The organism is Candidatus Foliamicus sp. (assembly GCF_965221325.1).
GTDB lineage: Bacteria > Pseudomonadota > Gammaproteobacteria > Steroidobacterales > Foliamicaceae > Foliamicus.
Map to the genome: position 1 here is coordinate 2,270,326 of NZ_OZ244880.1, position 14,596 is coordinate 2,284,921.

10 protein-coding genes are annotated in these 14,596 nt (G+C 63.9%); 1 reads left to right on the forward strand and 9 read right to left on the reverse strand.

Annotated elements, in window-relative coordinates; translation table 11 throughout:
- Positions 1-3: 3 nt before the first annotated feature.
- The 8 genes from ACWCOO_RS09770 to ACWCOO_RS09805 all read right to left on the reverse strand — a co-directional run bounded on the left by ACWCOO_RS09770 (position 4) and on the right by ACWCOO_RS09805 (position 9,951).
- A complete protein-coding gene (locus ACWCOO_RS09770; RefSeq protein WP_446830791.1) occupies positions 4-3,114 on the reverse strand; it encodes an efflux RND transporter permease subunit in 3,111 nt (1,036 codons plus the stop codon).
- A gap of 25 nt (positions 3,115-3,139) precedes the next feature.
- Positions 3,140-4,387 (reverse strand): efflux RND transporter periplasmic adaptor subunit, encoded by a 1,248-nt coding sequence (locus ACWCOO_RS09775; RefSeq protein ID WP_446830792.1) that lies wholly within the window; start codon positions 4,385-4,387, stop codon positions 3,140-3,142.
- A gap of 11 nt (positions 4,388-4,398) precedes the next feature.
- Positions 4,399-5,661 carry a TolC family protein gene (locus tag ACWCOO_RS09780; RefSeq protein ID WP_446830793.1) on the reverse strand — a complete coding sequence of 421 codons (1,263 nt, stop codon included), beginning with the start codon at positions 5,659-5,661 and terminating at the stop codon, positions 4,399-4,401.
- Between the two features lie 60 nt (positions 5,662-5,721).
- Positions 5,722-6,528, reverse strand: coding sequence for an HlyC/CorC family transporter (locus ACWCOO_RS09785; RefSeq protein ID WP_446830794.1), 807 nt, complete (start codon positions 6,526-6,528; stop codon positions 5,722-5,724).
- Positions 6,525-6,968 (reverse strand): rRNA maturation RNase YbeY, encoded by a 444-nt coding sequence (ybeY, locus tag ACWCOO_RS09790; RefSeq protein ID WP_446832042.1) that lies wholly within the window; start codon positions 6,966-6,968, stop codon positions 6,525-6,527. The genes ACWCOO_RS09785 and ybeY overlap by 4 nt, the downstream gene beginning before the upstream one ends.
- A gap of 11 nt (positions 6,969-6,979) precedes the next feature.
- Positions 6,980-7,999, reverse strand: a complete 1,020-nt coding sequence (locus ACWCOO_RS09795; protein WP_446832043.1) for a PhoH family protein — start codon at positions 7,997-7,999, stop codon at positions 6,980-6,982.
- Between the two features lie 14 nt (positions 8,000-8,013).
- The gene (gene miaB / locus ACWCOO_RS09800; protein WP_446830795.1) at positions 8,014-9,354 is read right to left on the reverse strand and encodes a tRNA (N6-isopentenyl adenosine(37)-C2)-methylthiotransferase MiaB; all 1,341 of its coding nucleotides are present in this window, start codon (positions 9,352-9,354) and stop codon (positions 8,014-8,016) included.
- A 120-nt stretch (positions 9,355-9,474) separates the two neighbouring features.
- Positions 9,475-9,951 (reverse strand): single-stranded DNA-binding protein, encoded by a 477-nt coding sequence (locus ACWCOO_RS09805; RefSeq protein ID WP_446830796.1) that lies wholly within the window; start codon positions 9,949-9,951, stop codon positions 9,475-9,477.
- A gap of 316 nt (positions 9,952-10,267) precedes the next feature.
- Here ACWCOO_RS09805 and uvrA point away from each other — a divergent pair, with 316 nt between their 5' ends.
- Positions 10,268-13,123 carry an excinuclease ABC subunit UvrA gene (gene uvrA / locus ACWCOO_RS09810; RefSeq protein ID WP_446830797.1) on the forward strand — a complete coding sequence of 952 codons (2,856 nt, stop codon included), beginning with the start codon at positions 10,268-10,270 and terminating at the stop codon, positions 13,121-13,123.
- A gap of 37 nt (positions 13,124-13,160) precedes the next feature.
- Here the strand turns inward: uvrA and ACWCOO_RS09815 are convergent, their stop codons facing one another.
- Positions 13,161-14,195, reverse strand: coding sequence for a cupin domain-containing protein (locus ACWCOO_RS09815; protein ID WP_446830798.1), 1,035 nt, complete (start codon positions 14,193-14,195; stop codon positions 13,161-13,163).
- Between the last annotated feature and the right edge of the window lie 401 nt (positions 14,196-14,596).

Here is a 14,596-nt window from a genome sequence, read left to right on the forward strand (position 1 = left end):
GCATCAACTCGCGGCGGGCTTCTCCCTGCCGTGCGCCAGGCGATACAGCGCCGGAAGAACCACCAAGGTCAGCAGGGTGGAAGAAATGATGCCGCCGATCACCACCGTGGCCAATGGCCGCTGCACCTCGGCGCCGATGCCTGTATTCAGCGCCATGGGCACGAATCCCAGCGACGCCACCAAAGCCGTCATCAATACCGGTCGCAGACGCACCAGCGCACCCTCCACGATGGCGTCGTCAAGCGCCATGCCCTGCTGTCGCAGAGACCGAATGAAGGTGACCATGACCAATCCATTGAGAACCGCGATGCCGGACAGCGCGATAAAGCCCACGGCCGCCGAAATCGAAAACGGGATGCCGCGAATCATCAGCGACAGAACGCCTCCGGTGAGCGCCAGGGGCACTCCCGTGAAGATCACGCCGGTGTCGCGGAAAGTGCCCAGCGCCGCGGCCAGCAATCCCGCAATCAACACCAGAGTCGCCGGCACCACGATGCTGAGCCGGTTGGCGGCCGACTGGAGGTTCTGATAGGTGCCGCCGTATTCCAGCCAATAGCCCGAGGGCACTTCCACCTGAGCTTCAATCGCTCGGCGCACATCATCCACGAAAGACCGCAGATCACGCCCGCGCACATTGCTCGTGACGACAACGCGACGCTTGCCATTTTCGCGGTTGACCTGGTTGTAGCCGGTGGCCAACTCCATGGTGGCCAACGCGCCCAGCGGCGCAAAACCGCCACCCGGCAAGGCAACGGGCAAACTTGCATAGCTGTCCGGATCCGAACGCAATTCCTCCGGCAGCCGCACCACGATATTCACCCGGCGGTCGCCTTCGTAAATCTGCCCGGCGGTAGTGCCACCCAGCGCAGTCGCGACCGTGTCCTGAAGCGCAGTCAGCGGCATGCCGTAGCGGGCCAGCGCCTCGCGGTTGGGCACCAGGGTAAGCACCGGCAGTCCGGTGGCCTGCTCGACCTGGATATCGGCGGCGCCGGGAATACCACTGACCGCCGACTCGATGGATTCCCCCAATTCGATCAGGGTGTCGAAGTCGTCGCCGAAAACCTTCACCGCGAGTTCGGCGCGCACGCCGGCTATCAACTCGTTGAAGCGCATTTGTATGGGTTGCAGGAATTCGTACTGGTTGCCGGGATAAGGCGTGACGCGAGACTCCAGCTCCCGGACGATCCGGGCCTTGGGCTTGTCCGGATCGGGCCACTGCTCGCGGGGCTTGAGGATGACGAATACATCCGCCACGCTGGGCGGAACCGGGTCGGCGGCGACCTCGGCGGTGCCGATCTTGGAGAAAACCCACTGCACTTCGGGCTGCCGGCGAACTTCGGCTTCGAGCAGCGCCTGCATCTCCACTGCCTGCTCCAGAGAAGTTCCGGGAATGCGTAGCGCATGCATCACGATGTCGCCTTCGTCGAGGCTAGGCACAAAATCCGCTCCCATGCGAGTGGCCAGCCAACCGAATAGCAGGACCAACGCCAGCGCCAGACTGACCACCAGCCACCGAAACCGCAAGGAGACCAGCAGCAGCGGACGGTAGAGGGCTTGAGCGCCCCCCACGAAGCGATTTCTCCTGGTCTTCACCGGCCTGCGAACCAGCAGCGCGACTCCCGCCGGAACGAAAGTAACCGACAACAGCATGGCGCTGACCAGCGCAATGACGACGGTCGTCGCCATGGGATGGAACATCTTTCCTTCGATGCCGGTGAGGGCAAAGATGGGGATATAGACCGCCGTGATGATGAACATGCCGAACAAGGCCGGGCGGATCACCTCGCTGGTTGCGCTGGAAACGATCTCAAGCCGTTTTTTGAGCGTCGACGTTTCGAGGTCGGCCTGTCCAAGGCGACGAAGGCAGTTCTCGACGATGATGACGGCGCCGTCCACGATCAGGCCGAAATCGAGCGCTCCCAGACTCATCAGGTTGGCGCTCACGCGGCTTTGCACCATGCCCGTAACGGTCATCAGCATGGCGATGGGGATAACCGCCGCCGTCAGCAGAGCCGCGCGGATGTTGCCGAGAAACAGGAACAGCACGGCAATCACCAGGATCGCGCCTTCCACCAGGTTGGTGCGCACCGTGGCCAAGGTCTTGTCCACCAGCTTGGTGCGGTCGTAAACCGCGGTGGCCGTGATCCCTTCCGGCAGGCTGGCCTGGACTTCCTCCAGCCTTGCGGCCGCACCCCGGGCCACTTCCCGGCTGTTCTCGCCGATCAGCATGAATACGGTGCTCATGACCACCTCGCGGCCGTTCTGGGTGGCCGCGCCATTGCGCAACTCCCGGCCGACTTCCACCTTGGCGACATCGCGCAGGCGCAGAGGCACCCCATCGGCGCTGCGCAGCGCAATCCCTCCCAGAGCCTCGGCGTCTTCCGCCTGGCCGGGCATCCGCATCAGCCACTGGGCGCCGTTGTATTCGATGAACCCGGTGCCTCGATTGGCGTTGTTCCGCTCCAGGGCATGCACGATGTCGTCATAGGCGAGTCCGTGGAAGAGCATCTTGGCCGGGTCGGGCGCCACCAGGATCTCCTTGCGAAACCCGCCCACGGGATTCACCTCCACGATGCCCGGAACTCTCAGAAGTTGCGGGCGGATTATCCAGTCATGCACCGAGCGGAGATCGGTGGGCGTGACCGGCGAACCATCCGGGTTGGTGGCGCCGGGTTCCGCATCCACGGTGAACATGAATATTTCGCCCAGGCCGGTGGCGATGGGCCCCAGTTCGGGTTCCAGGCCCGGCGGCAACTCGGACTTTGAGGCGTTGAGGCGTTCGGCTACCTGCTGGCGCGCGAAGTAGATGTCGGTGCCATCGTCGAACACCACAGTGATCTGCGACAAGCTGTAGCGGGACAAGGAGCGGGTATAGTCCAGCCGCGGCATCCCGGCCATGGCGGTTTCCAGCGGAAAAGTGATCCGCTGCTCCACCTCGAGCGGCGTATAGCCGGGCGCAGCGGTGTTGATCACCACCTGCACGTTGGTGATGTCGGGCACGGCGTCGATCGGCAAGCGGCTGAAATTCCAGACGCCGAGCCCCGCCACGACCAGCAGCGCAAGAAACACCAAGCTGGGGCGAGACAGAGACAGGCGGATAATATTGGCCAGCATGTTCGGAGCCTTGGGCCTGCTAAGGCTAGTGATCGTGGGCCGCGCCGGATTTTTCGATGTCGGCTTTCACCAGGTAGCTGTTGGCCGTGACATACGGCGTGCCGGGCGCCAAGCCTCCGAGCACTTCGACCCACTCGGCATTACGGCGGCCCATCTCCAGCATCCGAACCTCGTACTGATCTCCGAACTGCGCATAGACCACCGTGAAGTCCCGGAAACTCTGCAATGCCTCGCGCCTCACGGCCAATTCCACCTCGTGGACCGCAACCTCGATGTCGCCGATTACGTACATTCCGGGCACGAGTACGCCACCAGGATTGGCCAGCGTTACCCGGGCCACGACCGATTGATCGGGGCGCGCAACGGACCCGAGGTAGCTGATTCGGGCGGTCTGTTCCAGCGCGCTACCCATCGCGGTGACGCGCACCGGCGCATCCAGGCGCACCCGCGCGCGGTCACCGGGAAATACGGCAAACTCCGCCCAAACCTGCGCGGTATCGATCAGCATCAATAGCGCGCGGCCGGCTGTCTGCTCGCCAGGATGAGCGTGGCGCTCCGTGATGACGCCGTCTATGGGCGCGGCTATGGAATAGAGAGCCAGACTGTCGTTGCTCTCCACGGTGGCCAAGGTCTGCCCCTTGCGCACGCGATCACCCACTGACGCTTCCACCGATTGCAGAGTGCCGGGGAATCGCGCGTAGATCCGTCGAGATCGCTCGGCGTCCGGAACGACCCAGCCATAGGCACGTACCGTTTCCGGGATTGTCGCTGGGCCCGCCCGTTCTATCTCCAGGCCGAAAGCGTCGGCAATATCGGGGGCGATGCGCGTTCGCCCCTCGACGCTTTCGAATTGCCAACGATGCACGGCATTGCCGTGGCGGGCCACGACCGTTACATCGAACGAGTGCGGGTCGTAGATCACCGTGTCGCTGCCCAGAAACTCGCCCTGCGGGCGGAAGTCAACTTCCTGCCTGACGCCGCCCAACCGGTTGAGCGTTACACTGAGTTCAACATCCTGCGGAGCAAGTGGCGCGCCGCCGCGGCTCGCCCAGGCGCGGTAGAGCGGCGCCGGCCCCGACTCCACAAGGCTAAGCTCAAGCACGAAATCGCCATCAACAAGCAAGCGCCCGCCATGCGCGCCCCGCGGCATCTCGGCCTCGTGCTCATCACCGTGGTGTCCCGCCTCCTCAAGCTCATGCTCATCGGGAACGGCACAGCCGCCGTTCCACAGCATGGCAGCGGAAACGAGCAAAGCTGTCGCCGTTCTTCGCATCACAGATCTCCTCAACTATTCGGCCGCGGCATTATCGCGCCCGTCAACCGTTCGATTTCCATTTGTTGGCGGCGGGCATCTATCGCCGCCTGCACCAATTCGGAGCGCGTGGACAATATTTCCGATTCAAGTTGTTGCAGTTCCAGGAGGCTGAAGCGGCCCGCCTCGTAGCCCTCTCGCGCCTGCTCGGCGACCACGCGCAGGGCGGGCAGCACTTCGTCGCGCAGCGCCTCGGCGCGCATCAGACTGTGCTTCATCTCGTGATGGATGGCGAACAACTTCGCCTCGACCTGCACTCGCGTTGCGGCCTGTTCGGCAGTCAGTTGCGCCAGGTTGGCTTGCGCTTCGCGTACTTGTCCTTGATTGCGTTGCCCGGCCATGAACGGAATCGTCAGGCCGAAGGTGAACGCGTAATCGTCCTGCGCCTCAAGACGCCGGATGCCGGCGCTGGCGCGCCAATCGGGCCTCGCGCGCAGTTCGGCAAGCCGCAGTTCCGCCTCGCGCAGCCGCCGCTGACTCACGTAGGCAGCCAAATCCGGCGAGCGGTCGAGCTGCTCCACCAGCGCCTCGAAGCCGGGCAGCGGCGGCAATTCCCGCCAGTTGCCGAGCACGCCCGAAAAGTCCGGCTGCAACTGTCCCCACTGGGCGGCCAGCAAATGCCGGGCATTCGTGAGGTCGTGCTCCATGTCCGCCCAATACAACCGTGCCCTGGCCAGATTCGCCTTCGCTCTGGCCAGATCCGCAGTCGCATCGGCGCCCGACGCGACACGCTGCTCCAGCACGGCCACGGTCTGTTCCGCCACCTCGATAGCTTGCTGCGAAAGCGCGTAGCGCTCCTGAAATTCGAGGTTGTCCAGGTACAGCAGCGCCGCCAGGGTGGCCGCATCAAGCCGCCGGATCTCCGCCTCGGCCTCAAGCACCGAAATGCCGGCGCGGGCGGCCGCAATGTAGCTTTGCCGTTTGCCGCGCTCCAGCGCCCAGCCCAAGCTCAAGGTTGTTTCCGCGCCGCCGACGCCGCTCACGCCGCCGGTGCCGAGAAAGTCCTGCGCTTCCAATTCCAGTTGCGGGGCGGGCGGGATGCGCGATTGCGTCAAGCGCCCCTGCGAAGCTTCGATCTGGTAGCCGAATGCCACCAACTCCGGATTGTGAGCCAAGGTTCGCTCGATCGCCTGTTGCAATCCAAGTTCTTCGGCCGCGTCCGCGGCGCCCAGCCAGGTAACGGCCAACAGGCCGGCAACAAGCGTGAACGCCGGGCTGCTACGCGTATCCCTCATGCCGGATTTCTCCCAGCGCCCGAAGGCGCGGTTGCTTGCTTCACATTGCGTGCGTCCAGATCAGGCACGGCTGACCTTCAGGCGTTTGACGCGGCGGCGATCGGCTGCGACAACTTCGATGCGCCAGCCGCCGGCATCCACTCTTTCGCCGACCCTGGGCAGACGGCCAAGCCGATGCATGACGAGACCGCCAACGGTGTCGAAATCCCCTGTATCGAGTTGCGTTCCCACCTGTTCGTCGAAATCCCCAATGCGCATCTGGGCGCTTACCCGATAGCTGCCGTCTTCCTGGCTCACGAGCTCCGGGGCTTGTTCCGGGTCGTGCTCGTCACCGATTTCGCCGACTATCTGCTCAAGTACATCTTCGATGGTCAGGAGACCGGCGGTGCCGCCGTACTCGTCCACTACCACTGCCAAATGATTGCGCCCGCGCCGAAATTCGTCAAGCACGGCGTCCAGCCGCTTGGACTCGGGAATCAGCGTGGCGGGTCGCAGCAGTGGCTTGATTTCCAAACGGCTGCCAGGCGCCTCGGTCATTGCCCGCAGGAGGTCCTTGGCCAGAATTATGCCCACCACCTGATCCGGGTCGTCACCGATCACCGGAAAGCGCGAGTGTCCAGAGTCAATGATGGTGGAAAGCATCTGTTCGCGGCTGTCGTCCAGGCGCAGAACCACCATGCTCGAACGCTGCACCATGACCTCGTGTACCTCGCGGCGGGAAACTTCAAGCACGCCCTCGATCATGGTCTTTTCGCCGGCATTGATCTCGCCCTCGTCGCGCAACTCGCCGAGCAGCGCCGGAATGCCGGCGCGGGTAGGCCGCCCGCGTCCGCGCAGCCGGCCCAGGAGGCTGCGCGCGCCGCTCACGCCGGGACCTCCGCCCAGGGATCGGGCCAGCCTGCCCGTTCCAGCAGGCTGGACTCAAGCGACTCCATGGCCTGAGCCTGCTGGGGTTCCTTATGGTCGTGCCCGGCCAGGTGCAGGCAGCCATGCACGACCATGTGAGCGAGATGTGCGGCCGGCGCGCACCCGCGCTCCGCTGCCTCCGAATGAACCACCGGCAGACAGATCACGATATCGCCGATCTGTCCCACGGAACGATCCGCCGGAAAAGCCAGCACATTCGTGGCCCGGTCAATGCCGCGCCAGGTTCGGTTGAGCGCGCGGCTCTCGGCTTCGTGCACCAGTCGCACGGTCACCTCTCCTTCGCCGGCATACTCCGCCAGGCTGGCTCTTGCCAAGGCGCGAATGGTGGCTCCGGAGAGCTGCGCCGCGGGATCAGGGGCACAATTTGCGGCGTATTGCACGGCAACCCTGATCACGTCTGCTGTGCGCCTTCGTAGGCTTCCAGAATGCGGCGCACCAGGGCATGCCGAACCACGTCGCGGGAGGAGAAATGCACGGCAGCGATGCCGGTAACGGAGTGCAATATCTTCAAGGCGTGCCGCAGACCGCTCTCGCTGGCGCGCGGCAAGTCCACCTGGGTGATATCACCCGTGACCACGGCGCGAGAGTCGGCGCCGAAACGGGTCAGAAACATTTTCATTTGCTCCGGCGTGGTGTTCTGACCTTCATCGAGAATCACGAAGCTGCCGTTCAGTGAGCGGCCGCGCATATAGGCCAGCGGCGCCACTTCGATGATTCCCCGCTCCACCCACTGCGCCACCCGCTCCGCGCCCAGCATCGCGTAGAGCGCGTCATATACCGGCCGCAAATAGGGATCGACCTTGCTGGCGAGATCGCCGGGCAGGAAACCCAGGCGTTCGCCGGCCTCGACCGCAGGGCGCACCAGCACGATGCGCTGAACCTGACCCGCCCGATGCGCCTCCAGCGCACAGGCTACGGCCAGCCAGGTCTTTCCGGTGCCCGCCGGGCCGATCCCGAAAGTGAGGTCCCGGGCGCGAATCTCCTTCACGTAGCGCCGCTGGTTGGCGCCTCGCGGCCGCACGCGCAGACGCGGAGTATCCACGATCAGGCGCATGTCCTCATCAGTTTCCTTTGCCGCAATCACACCCTTGTCATCGGCTACTTCGCTGCGTCCGTTGGCCTTGACGCCATCAGCCACTTGCGCACATTCGCTAAGGCAGGCCTGAATGCGAGCCGCGTCCAGCGATTCGTCCGCAGCCATGCGATACAACTCGTTCAGCGCCGCGACGCCGGCCCGGGCGGCGTCTTCCACGCCCCGCACCCGAAAACGGTTGCCCTTGCTGGAAATGCGCACACCAAGCCCCTGCTCGATTTGCCTGAGGTGCTTGTCGAGTTCGCCGCACAGGTTGGCCAGCGCGCCGTTATTCGCGGGCAGGAGGACAACCTCCATGGTGTGCGTTTCGCTGTTCAGGACGCGCGAAAGCCTCAAGCGGCCAGGGATTCCGGCAGCAGCCGGCCGCGCAGCGAATTGGGAAGCGCTTCTGTAATCACCACGTCAACAAACTGTCCGATCAATGCTGTCGGAGCATCAAAGTTTACCCATCGATTATTGCCGGTGCGGCCGGCGATCAGTCCCTCGCCGCGCCGAGCCTTGCGTTCCACCAGAACGCGTTGCCGTGTATGCACCATGCTGCGCGAGATACGGCGTGCCTGCTCGGACACCAGTGCCTGCAGGCGCTTGAGCCTGGCGAGCTTTACCTGCTCGGGCACCGGATCGGCCATGCGTGCTGCGGGCGTACCGGGCCTTGCGCTGTACACGAAGCTGAACGACTGATCGAACCCGACTTCCTCGATCAAGGCCAGAGTTTCAGCAAACTCTTCCTCAGTCTCGCCCGGGAATCCCACGATGAAGTCGGAGGCAACGCTGATCCCTGGCCGGGCGCGGCGCAGGCGCTCGATCTTGTCGCGGTATTCGGCCGCCGTATAGCCCCGCTTCATTCGGGCCAGCACTGCATCCGAACCGCTTTGCACAGGCAGGTGCAAGTAGGACGGCAGTTTGTCGAAGCGGGCATAGGCTTCGATCAGCCGGCCATCGAACTCCATCGGATGCGAGGTGGTGAAGCGAATCCGGCCGATGCCTTCAAGCCGTGAAATGTAACGGATCAGCCCCGCAAGATCCTCAAGGCCGCCGGCCGGGGCCGGTCCGCGGTAGCCGTTCACGTTCTGGCCTAGCAGGTTGATTTCGCGTACGCCCTGCCGTTCGAGTTGAATCGCTTCGGCCAGCACGTCGGCCACTGGCCGGCTGATTTCCTCGCCGCGGGTGTACGGGACCACGCAGAACGAACAGTACTTGCTGCACCCTTCCATAACCGACAAGTGGGCGACCGGAGAGGCGGCCCTTGGCGAAGGCAAAGAAGCGAATTTTTCTTCGGCGGGAAAAGCCACATCGACTACCGGTTCGCCGCCGGCCGACGAATACTTGAGGAGTTTGGGAAGCCGATGCAGAGTTTGCGGGCCGAAGATCACGTCCACATAAGGCGCCCGATCGCCGATGGCCGCGCCTTCCTGGCTCGCCACGCAGCCGCCTACGCCGATCTTGAGTCCGGGACGCTTGCGCTTGAGGGCCTTGTAGCGCCCCAGCTCTGAAAACAGTTTCTCCTGCGGCTTCTCGCGCACCGAGCAGGTGTTTATGAGCACCACGTCGGCTTCTTCGGGATTCTCGGTGAGCGTGAATCCATCGCTTTCGCGCAGCACGTCCGCCATGCGGGCGGAATCGTACTCGTTCATCTGGCAGCCGAAAGTGCGAATGTAGAGCTTGCCGCTCATGTCTGAAGCACCCCTATCAATCCCATGCGGCGATACCGCCGCTCACACTTTCGAAGACTCTGCGCAAGCTGCAAATGAATCTCTAAAACCTGGTGTCCTGTCCCGCTGCGCGAAAGAACCCTAGAAGGGAACCTCGTCATCCATGTCGCTGTCGCCCAGATTGCCATTGCTATTGCCATTGCTATTGCCATTGCCATAGCCGCCACGCTGCCCGCCGCCGGCTCCCCCGCCCGCGCGGCGCTGCTCGAAATCGCCGCCTTCGCCGCGGCGATCCAGAAACTGCATGTCGTCGGCCACGACCTCCGTGCTGCGCCGCTCGTTTCCGTCGCGGTCCTGCCAGGAACGTGTGCGCAAGCGGCCTTCCACGTATATACGCGAGCCTTTCTGCAGGTATTGCTGCGCCAGCTCGGCGCGCCGTCCGAACAACACTACGTTGTGCCACTCCGTGTGTTCCTGCACCTGGCCGGTGTCCCGGCGGGTCCACCGCTCGTTGGTGGCGATGCGGATATTCGCCACCGGATTACCGTTCGTCATTTGCCGAACTTCCACGTCATGCCCCAGGTTGCCGACCAGAATTACCTTGTTTACTCCACGCATTCCTCACTCTCCCAAACGTTCCCTCTCCGCTCGGGAAAGGGTGGCGGACTATTTTGCCATCACTTGTCCTCGCGGTCGTGGCCGTCGCGGCAAGAATTCCGGTGCGTTTCGCCCATATTGGGCGCAGTACGCAAAATTGCATGTGGCCGTACCGATTGCCGCAGGGAATTCCACCGCTCGCCCTGCGTAGGCGCAAGTGGACAGTGCTTGGCGCCTGCGCAACCGCAAGGCTCGCATTGCAGCGCGACCCTTGAAAAGGGCGGCCGAGGGGCGGGTTTCGCCGCGTGGGGCCGCGAGGGTATATTGGCAGGCTGCCATGAGTGAAATCCGCATCCGCTCGGCGCGCACCCATAATCTCAAGGGCGTCAGCCTGTCGCTGCCGCGCGACCGGCTTATCGTGATTACCGGGCTATCGGGTTCGGGCAAGTCGTCGCTGGCGTTCGACACGATCTACGCGGAGGGTCAAAGGCGCTATGTAGAGTCGCTTTCGGCCTATGCCCGCCAGTTCCTGAGCGTGATGAGCAAGCCGGATGTGGACCACATCGAAGGGCTTTCGCCGGCAATCGCCATCGAACAACGCTCGGCTTCGCACAACCCGCGCTCCACGGTGGCGACGGTAACGGAAATCTACGACTACATGCGCCTGTTGTTCGCGCGTGCCGGCGTACCCCGTTGTCCACGGCACCAGCGCGAACTGAGTGCGCAAACCATCAGCGAAATGGTCGATGAGGTACTGAAGCTTCCCGAGGGCACGGCCATCAACCTGATGGCGCCGGTAGTGCGCAACCGCAAGGGCGAGCACCGCAAGTTGTTCGCCGACCTCGTGGCGCGTGGCTTTGTGCGGGCTCGGGTGGACGGCGAAGTGTGCGAAATGGACAACCCGCCGGAGTTGGACCTGCGCCGCAACCACAGTATCGAGGTGGTGGTGGACCGACTGCGGGTGCGCGAGGAATTGCGCCAGCGCCTGGCCGAGTCCTTCGAGGCCGCGCTAACGCTTGCCGACGGCGTGGCGTTGATTGGGTTCATTGACGAACCGGACAAGGCAGACCTGTTGTTCTCCAGCCGCTTTGCCTGTCCCATGTGCGATTTCGCCATCCCGGAACTGGAGCCGAGACTCTTTTCGTTCAACAATCCCGCCGGCGCCTGCGAGTCCTGCGCCGGACTGGGCTCAAAGCGATTCTTCGATCCCGAACGCGTGGTGCGTCCGCACCTGAGCCTGGCGGGCGGTGCCGTGCGCGGCTGGGACCGGCGCAACGCCTGGTACTACAGCACCCTGGAGAGCCTCGCCCGCCACTATGGCTTCGATCCCGAGATTCCTTTCGAGACCCTGCCCGCGAAAATTCGCCAAGTCGTGCTGTACGGCAGCGGCCGAACGCGTATCAAGTTCACCTACCGCTTCGCCACGGGCCGAAAGTTCACGCGTACGCGCACCTTCGAAGGAGTTCTACCCAACATGGAAAGGCGCTACCGCGAAACGGAATCTCACCGTGTACGCGAGGAACTGTCGCGCTACCTCGGCTCCACGCCCTGCCCGGACTGCGACGGCGCCCGCCTCAACGAAGCGGCGCGCAACGTGATGGTAACGGACCGCTCGATCTCGGAGTTGAGCGGCATGAGCGTGGACGCTGCCCTGAACTTTTTCGCTTCGCTCAAGCTCAAGGGATGGCGGCAGGAAATCGCCCAACGCATCATTCGCGAGCTGGGCGAGCGGCTCCGCTTCATGGCCGATGTGGGGCTGGGTTACCTGAATCTTGACCGGCGGGCCGAGACGCTGTCGGGCGGCGAGGCGCAACGAATCCGATTGGCCAGTCAGATCGGCTCGGGACTGGTGGGCGTGATGTATGTGCTCGATGAACCCAGCATCGGCCTGCATCAGCGGGATAACCAACGCTTGCTGAACACGCTCAAGCGACTGCGGGATCTCGGCAATACGGTGCTGATGGTGGAGCACGACGAGGAGGCGATCTGCAGCGCCGACCATATCGTCGATCTGGGGCCCGGAGCAGGGGCGCATGGCGGCCAGGTGGTGGCGCAGGGGTCACCCGAAGAGATCAAACGCGAGACGGCCTCCCTGACCGGGCAATACCTGAGCGGCGCGCGCGGCATCGCTGTGCCGACAGTGCGGCACGCGCCCCAACCCGACCGCGTACTCGCCATCGAAGGCGCCAGCATGAACAACCTCAAGGCGCTTAACGTGACACTGCCGCTCGGATTGATGACCTGCGTGACCGGCGTGTCCGGTTCCGGAAAGTCGTCGCTCGTGAACGAAACGTTGCTTCCCGCGGTGGCGGCCGCAATTGACCGCAAGCCTCATGCCGGCGCCAAGTTGCGGTCGCTGCGGGGTTGCGAGCGCATCGACCGTGTGATCGAGATCAGCCAGGATCCGATCGGGCGGACGCCGCGCTCCAATCCGGCCACCTACACCGGGTTGTTCACGCCTATCCGCGAGTTGTTCGCCCTCGTCCCGGAGGCGCGGGCGCGCGGCTACAAGCCCGGGCGCTTCAGCTTCAACGTGCGCGGCGGCCGCTGCGAGGCGTGCCAAGGCGGTGGTCTGATCAAGGTGGAAATGCACTTTCTTCCCGACATCTACGTGCCCTGCGACGTATGCGAGGGGCGGCGCTACGGGCGCGAGGCGCTGGAAATCCGCTACCGGGGGCTGAACATTCATGAAGTCCTGGAGTTGAGCGTGGAGCAGGCGGCTAAAGTGTTCGCCAACGTGCCAAAGGTGGCGCAAAGGCTGGCGACGCTACTCGATGTGGGCCTGGGCTACATCCGCCTGGGCCAAAGCGCGACGACGCTTTCCGGCGGAGAGGCGCAGCGCGTGAAATTGTCGCGGGAGCTGGCCAAGCGCTCCACCGGACGCACTCTCTACGTGCTGGACGAGCCCACCACCGGCCTGCATTTCCACGACGTGGCGCAACTCCTGGCGGTGCTTCACCGGCTGCGCGACGGCGGCAACACGGTGGTCGTGATCGAGCACAACCTGGACGTGATCAAGACCGCCGACTGGGTTATCGACCTAGGGCCGGAGGGCGGCGAATCCGGCGGCGAACTGCTGGCGGCGGGTACGCCGGAGGATGTTGCCCGCGTTCGGCGCTCGCACACCGGACGCTACCTTGCCAAGCTGCTGCGCAGCTCCAGTACCCACACCAGCCAACGAAGCGCTGCCTGAACTGCTGATTCAACAGCCGGCGGTCAACGCTTACAAGTCAGACCCATTGCGCTGCTGAAGGCTGGTCTCCACCGCGCACCACGAAGGCTAACGCGGAATCACCGCCGGGATTGTCGATTTCCCGCGCAAGACCGATGGGCACAGTAAGCACGTCACCCGCACCGAGCATCAACGCCTGGCCGCCCCAGCGAATGCGCAAGCGGCCCGCGAGCAGCGTCCATACTTCCTCCTCCAGGCGTGCGTGAAGCGGCAGGCGGACTCCAGGCTCGAATACCAAACGCCTGAGGTGAAAGCCATGGCGCCAAGCAAGCGGCGCCTGCGCAACACCTTCCGCTTCGTCGGCGCCGCCAATGATCGGCATTTCTTCAACACGGCCGCCTTCTGCTGCCAGCGCGAGCGCCGACCCGGCCTGGCCGGCGCCCACGGAATAGCGGACCACGCAGTTCTCCAGCGCAGCGCTGTCCAGGCGATCCAGCGATGCCGCCTGCTGCGCGGTAGTGGCGGGCATTACGGGCGCTTCCGCGGGAATCGACTCGCCGGCCTGCGTATCGATCAGCCGGCCGCTCTCCAGCAGAACCAGGCCATGCTTGCGCGCCTCGTCGAACACGTAGGGCGCCCAGGTTACGCGGCCGGGGTCGTCGCCGCCCAGCGCGGCGAACATGAATCCCACGTTATCGCCGATGTTCTCGAATCCCCTGAACACGCGAGTCGGAATTGAAATGACATCGCCGCGCTCCAGCACCACCGAGCCATCCTCTCCGTGCTCGCCGGTCATGAAGCGCCAGCGGCCGGCATGAATCCAGAACACTTCCGCCGTCTCGTGGCTGTGCTGGGAGTTCACGCAGCCGGGCGGCTGCCGCGCGGCGCCGATATTGAAGCCATGCGGCTCGCGGATATGCACGTGCTGATCCGGGTTCTCCGCCACTCCCGGACCGATGATGGTGAAATTCTCCTTGAACTCGCTGCCCGGCGTGCGCGTGTCGATGAACGCGGTGCGGCAGGGTACCAACTCCGCATAACGGACCAGGCGGGCGCGCATCTCCCCCGGCATCACTCCGTCCGAAGCCCGCATCTATCCTCCGCTACGCACAGCCGATTTGCCAAGGAATGTCCAATTGACGCCGTCAGGCCCGCCACCATGCCGCCGCTTTCAAAATGGCAGAAGCACCCCTTCTCTCGGGCGGCATACCAGACTTGATCGGGAGGGTAACATGTCCATTATTTTGCTTCGTTCCTCGTCATTTCTCGCTTGGATTATCTAAAGCTTGATGTAACGCCATCCGCCGAGCGCATGAGGGCACAAAAACTGTCTGCTATTATTGATTTCTGACAATCAATGCTTCGGGGCGGCCCTCGCCGGGCTGCCCGCCGAATGCAAAAGCCCGGTATTGATGGCGGCGGCTGATCCCCGCTGCCTGGCGAATAGGCGGGGCTTCGTAAACCCTCGAAGTGTTGATTGTCATGGCCCGGCAT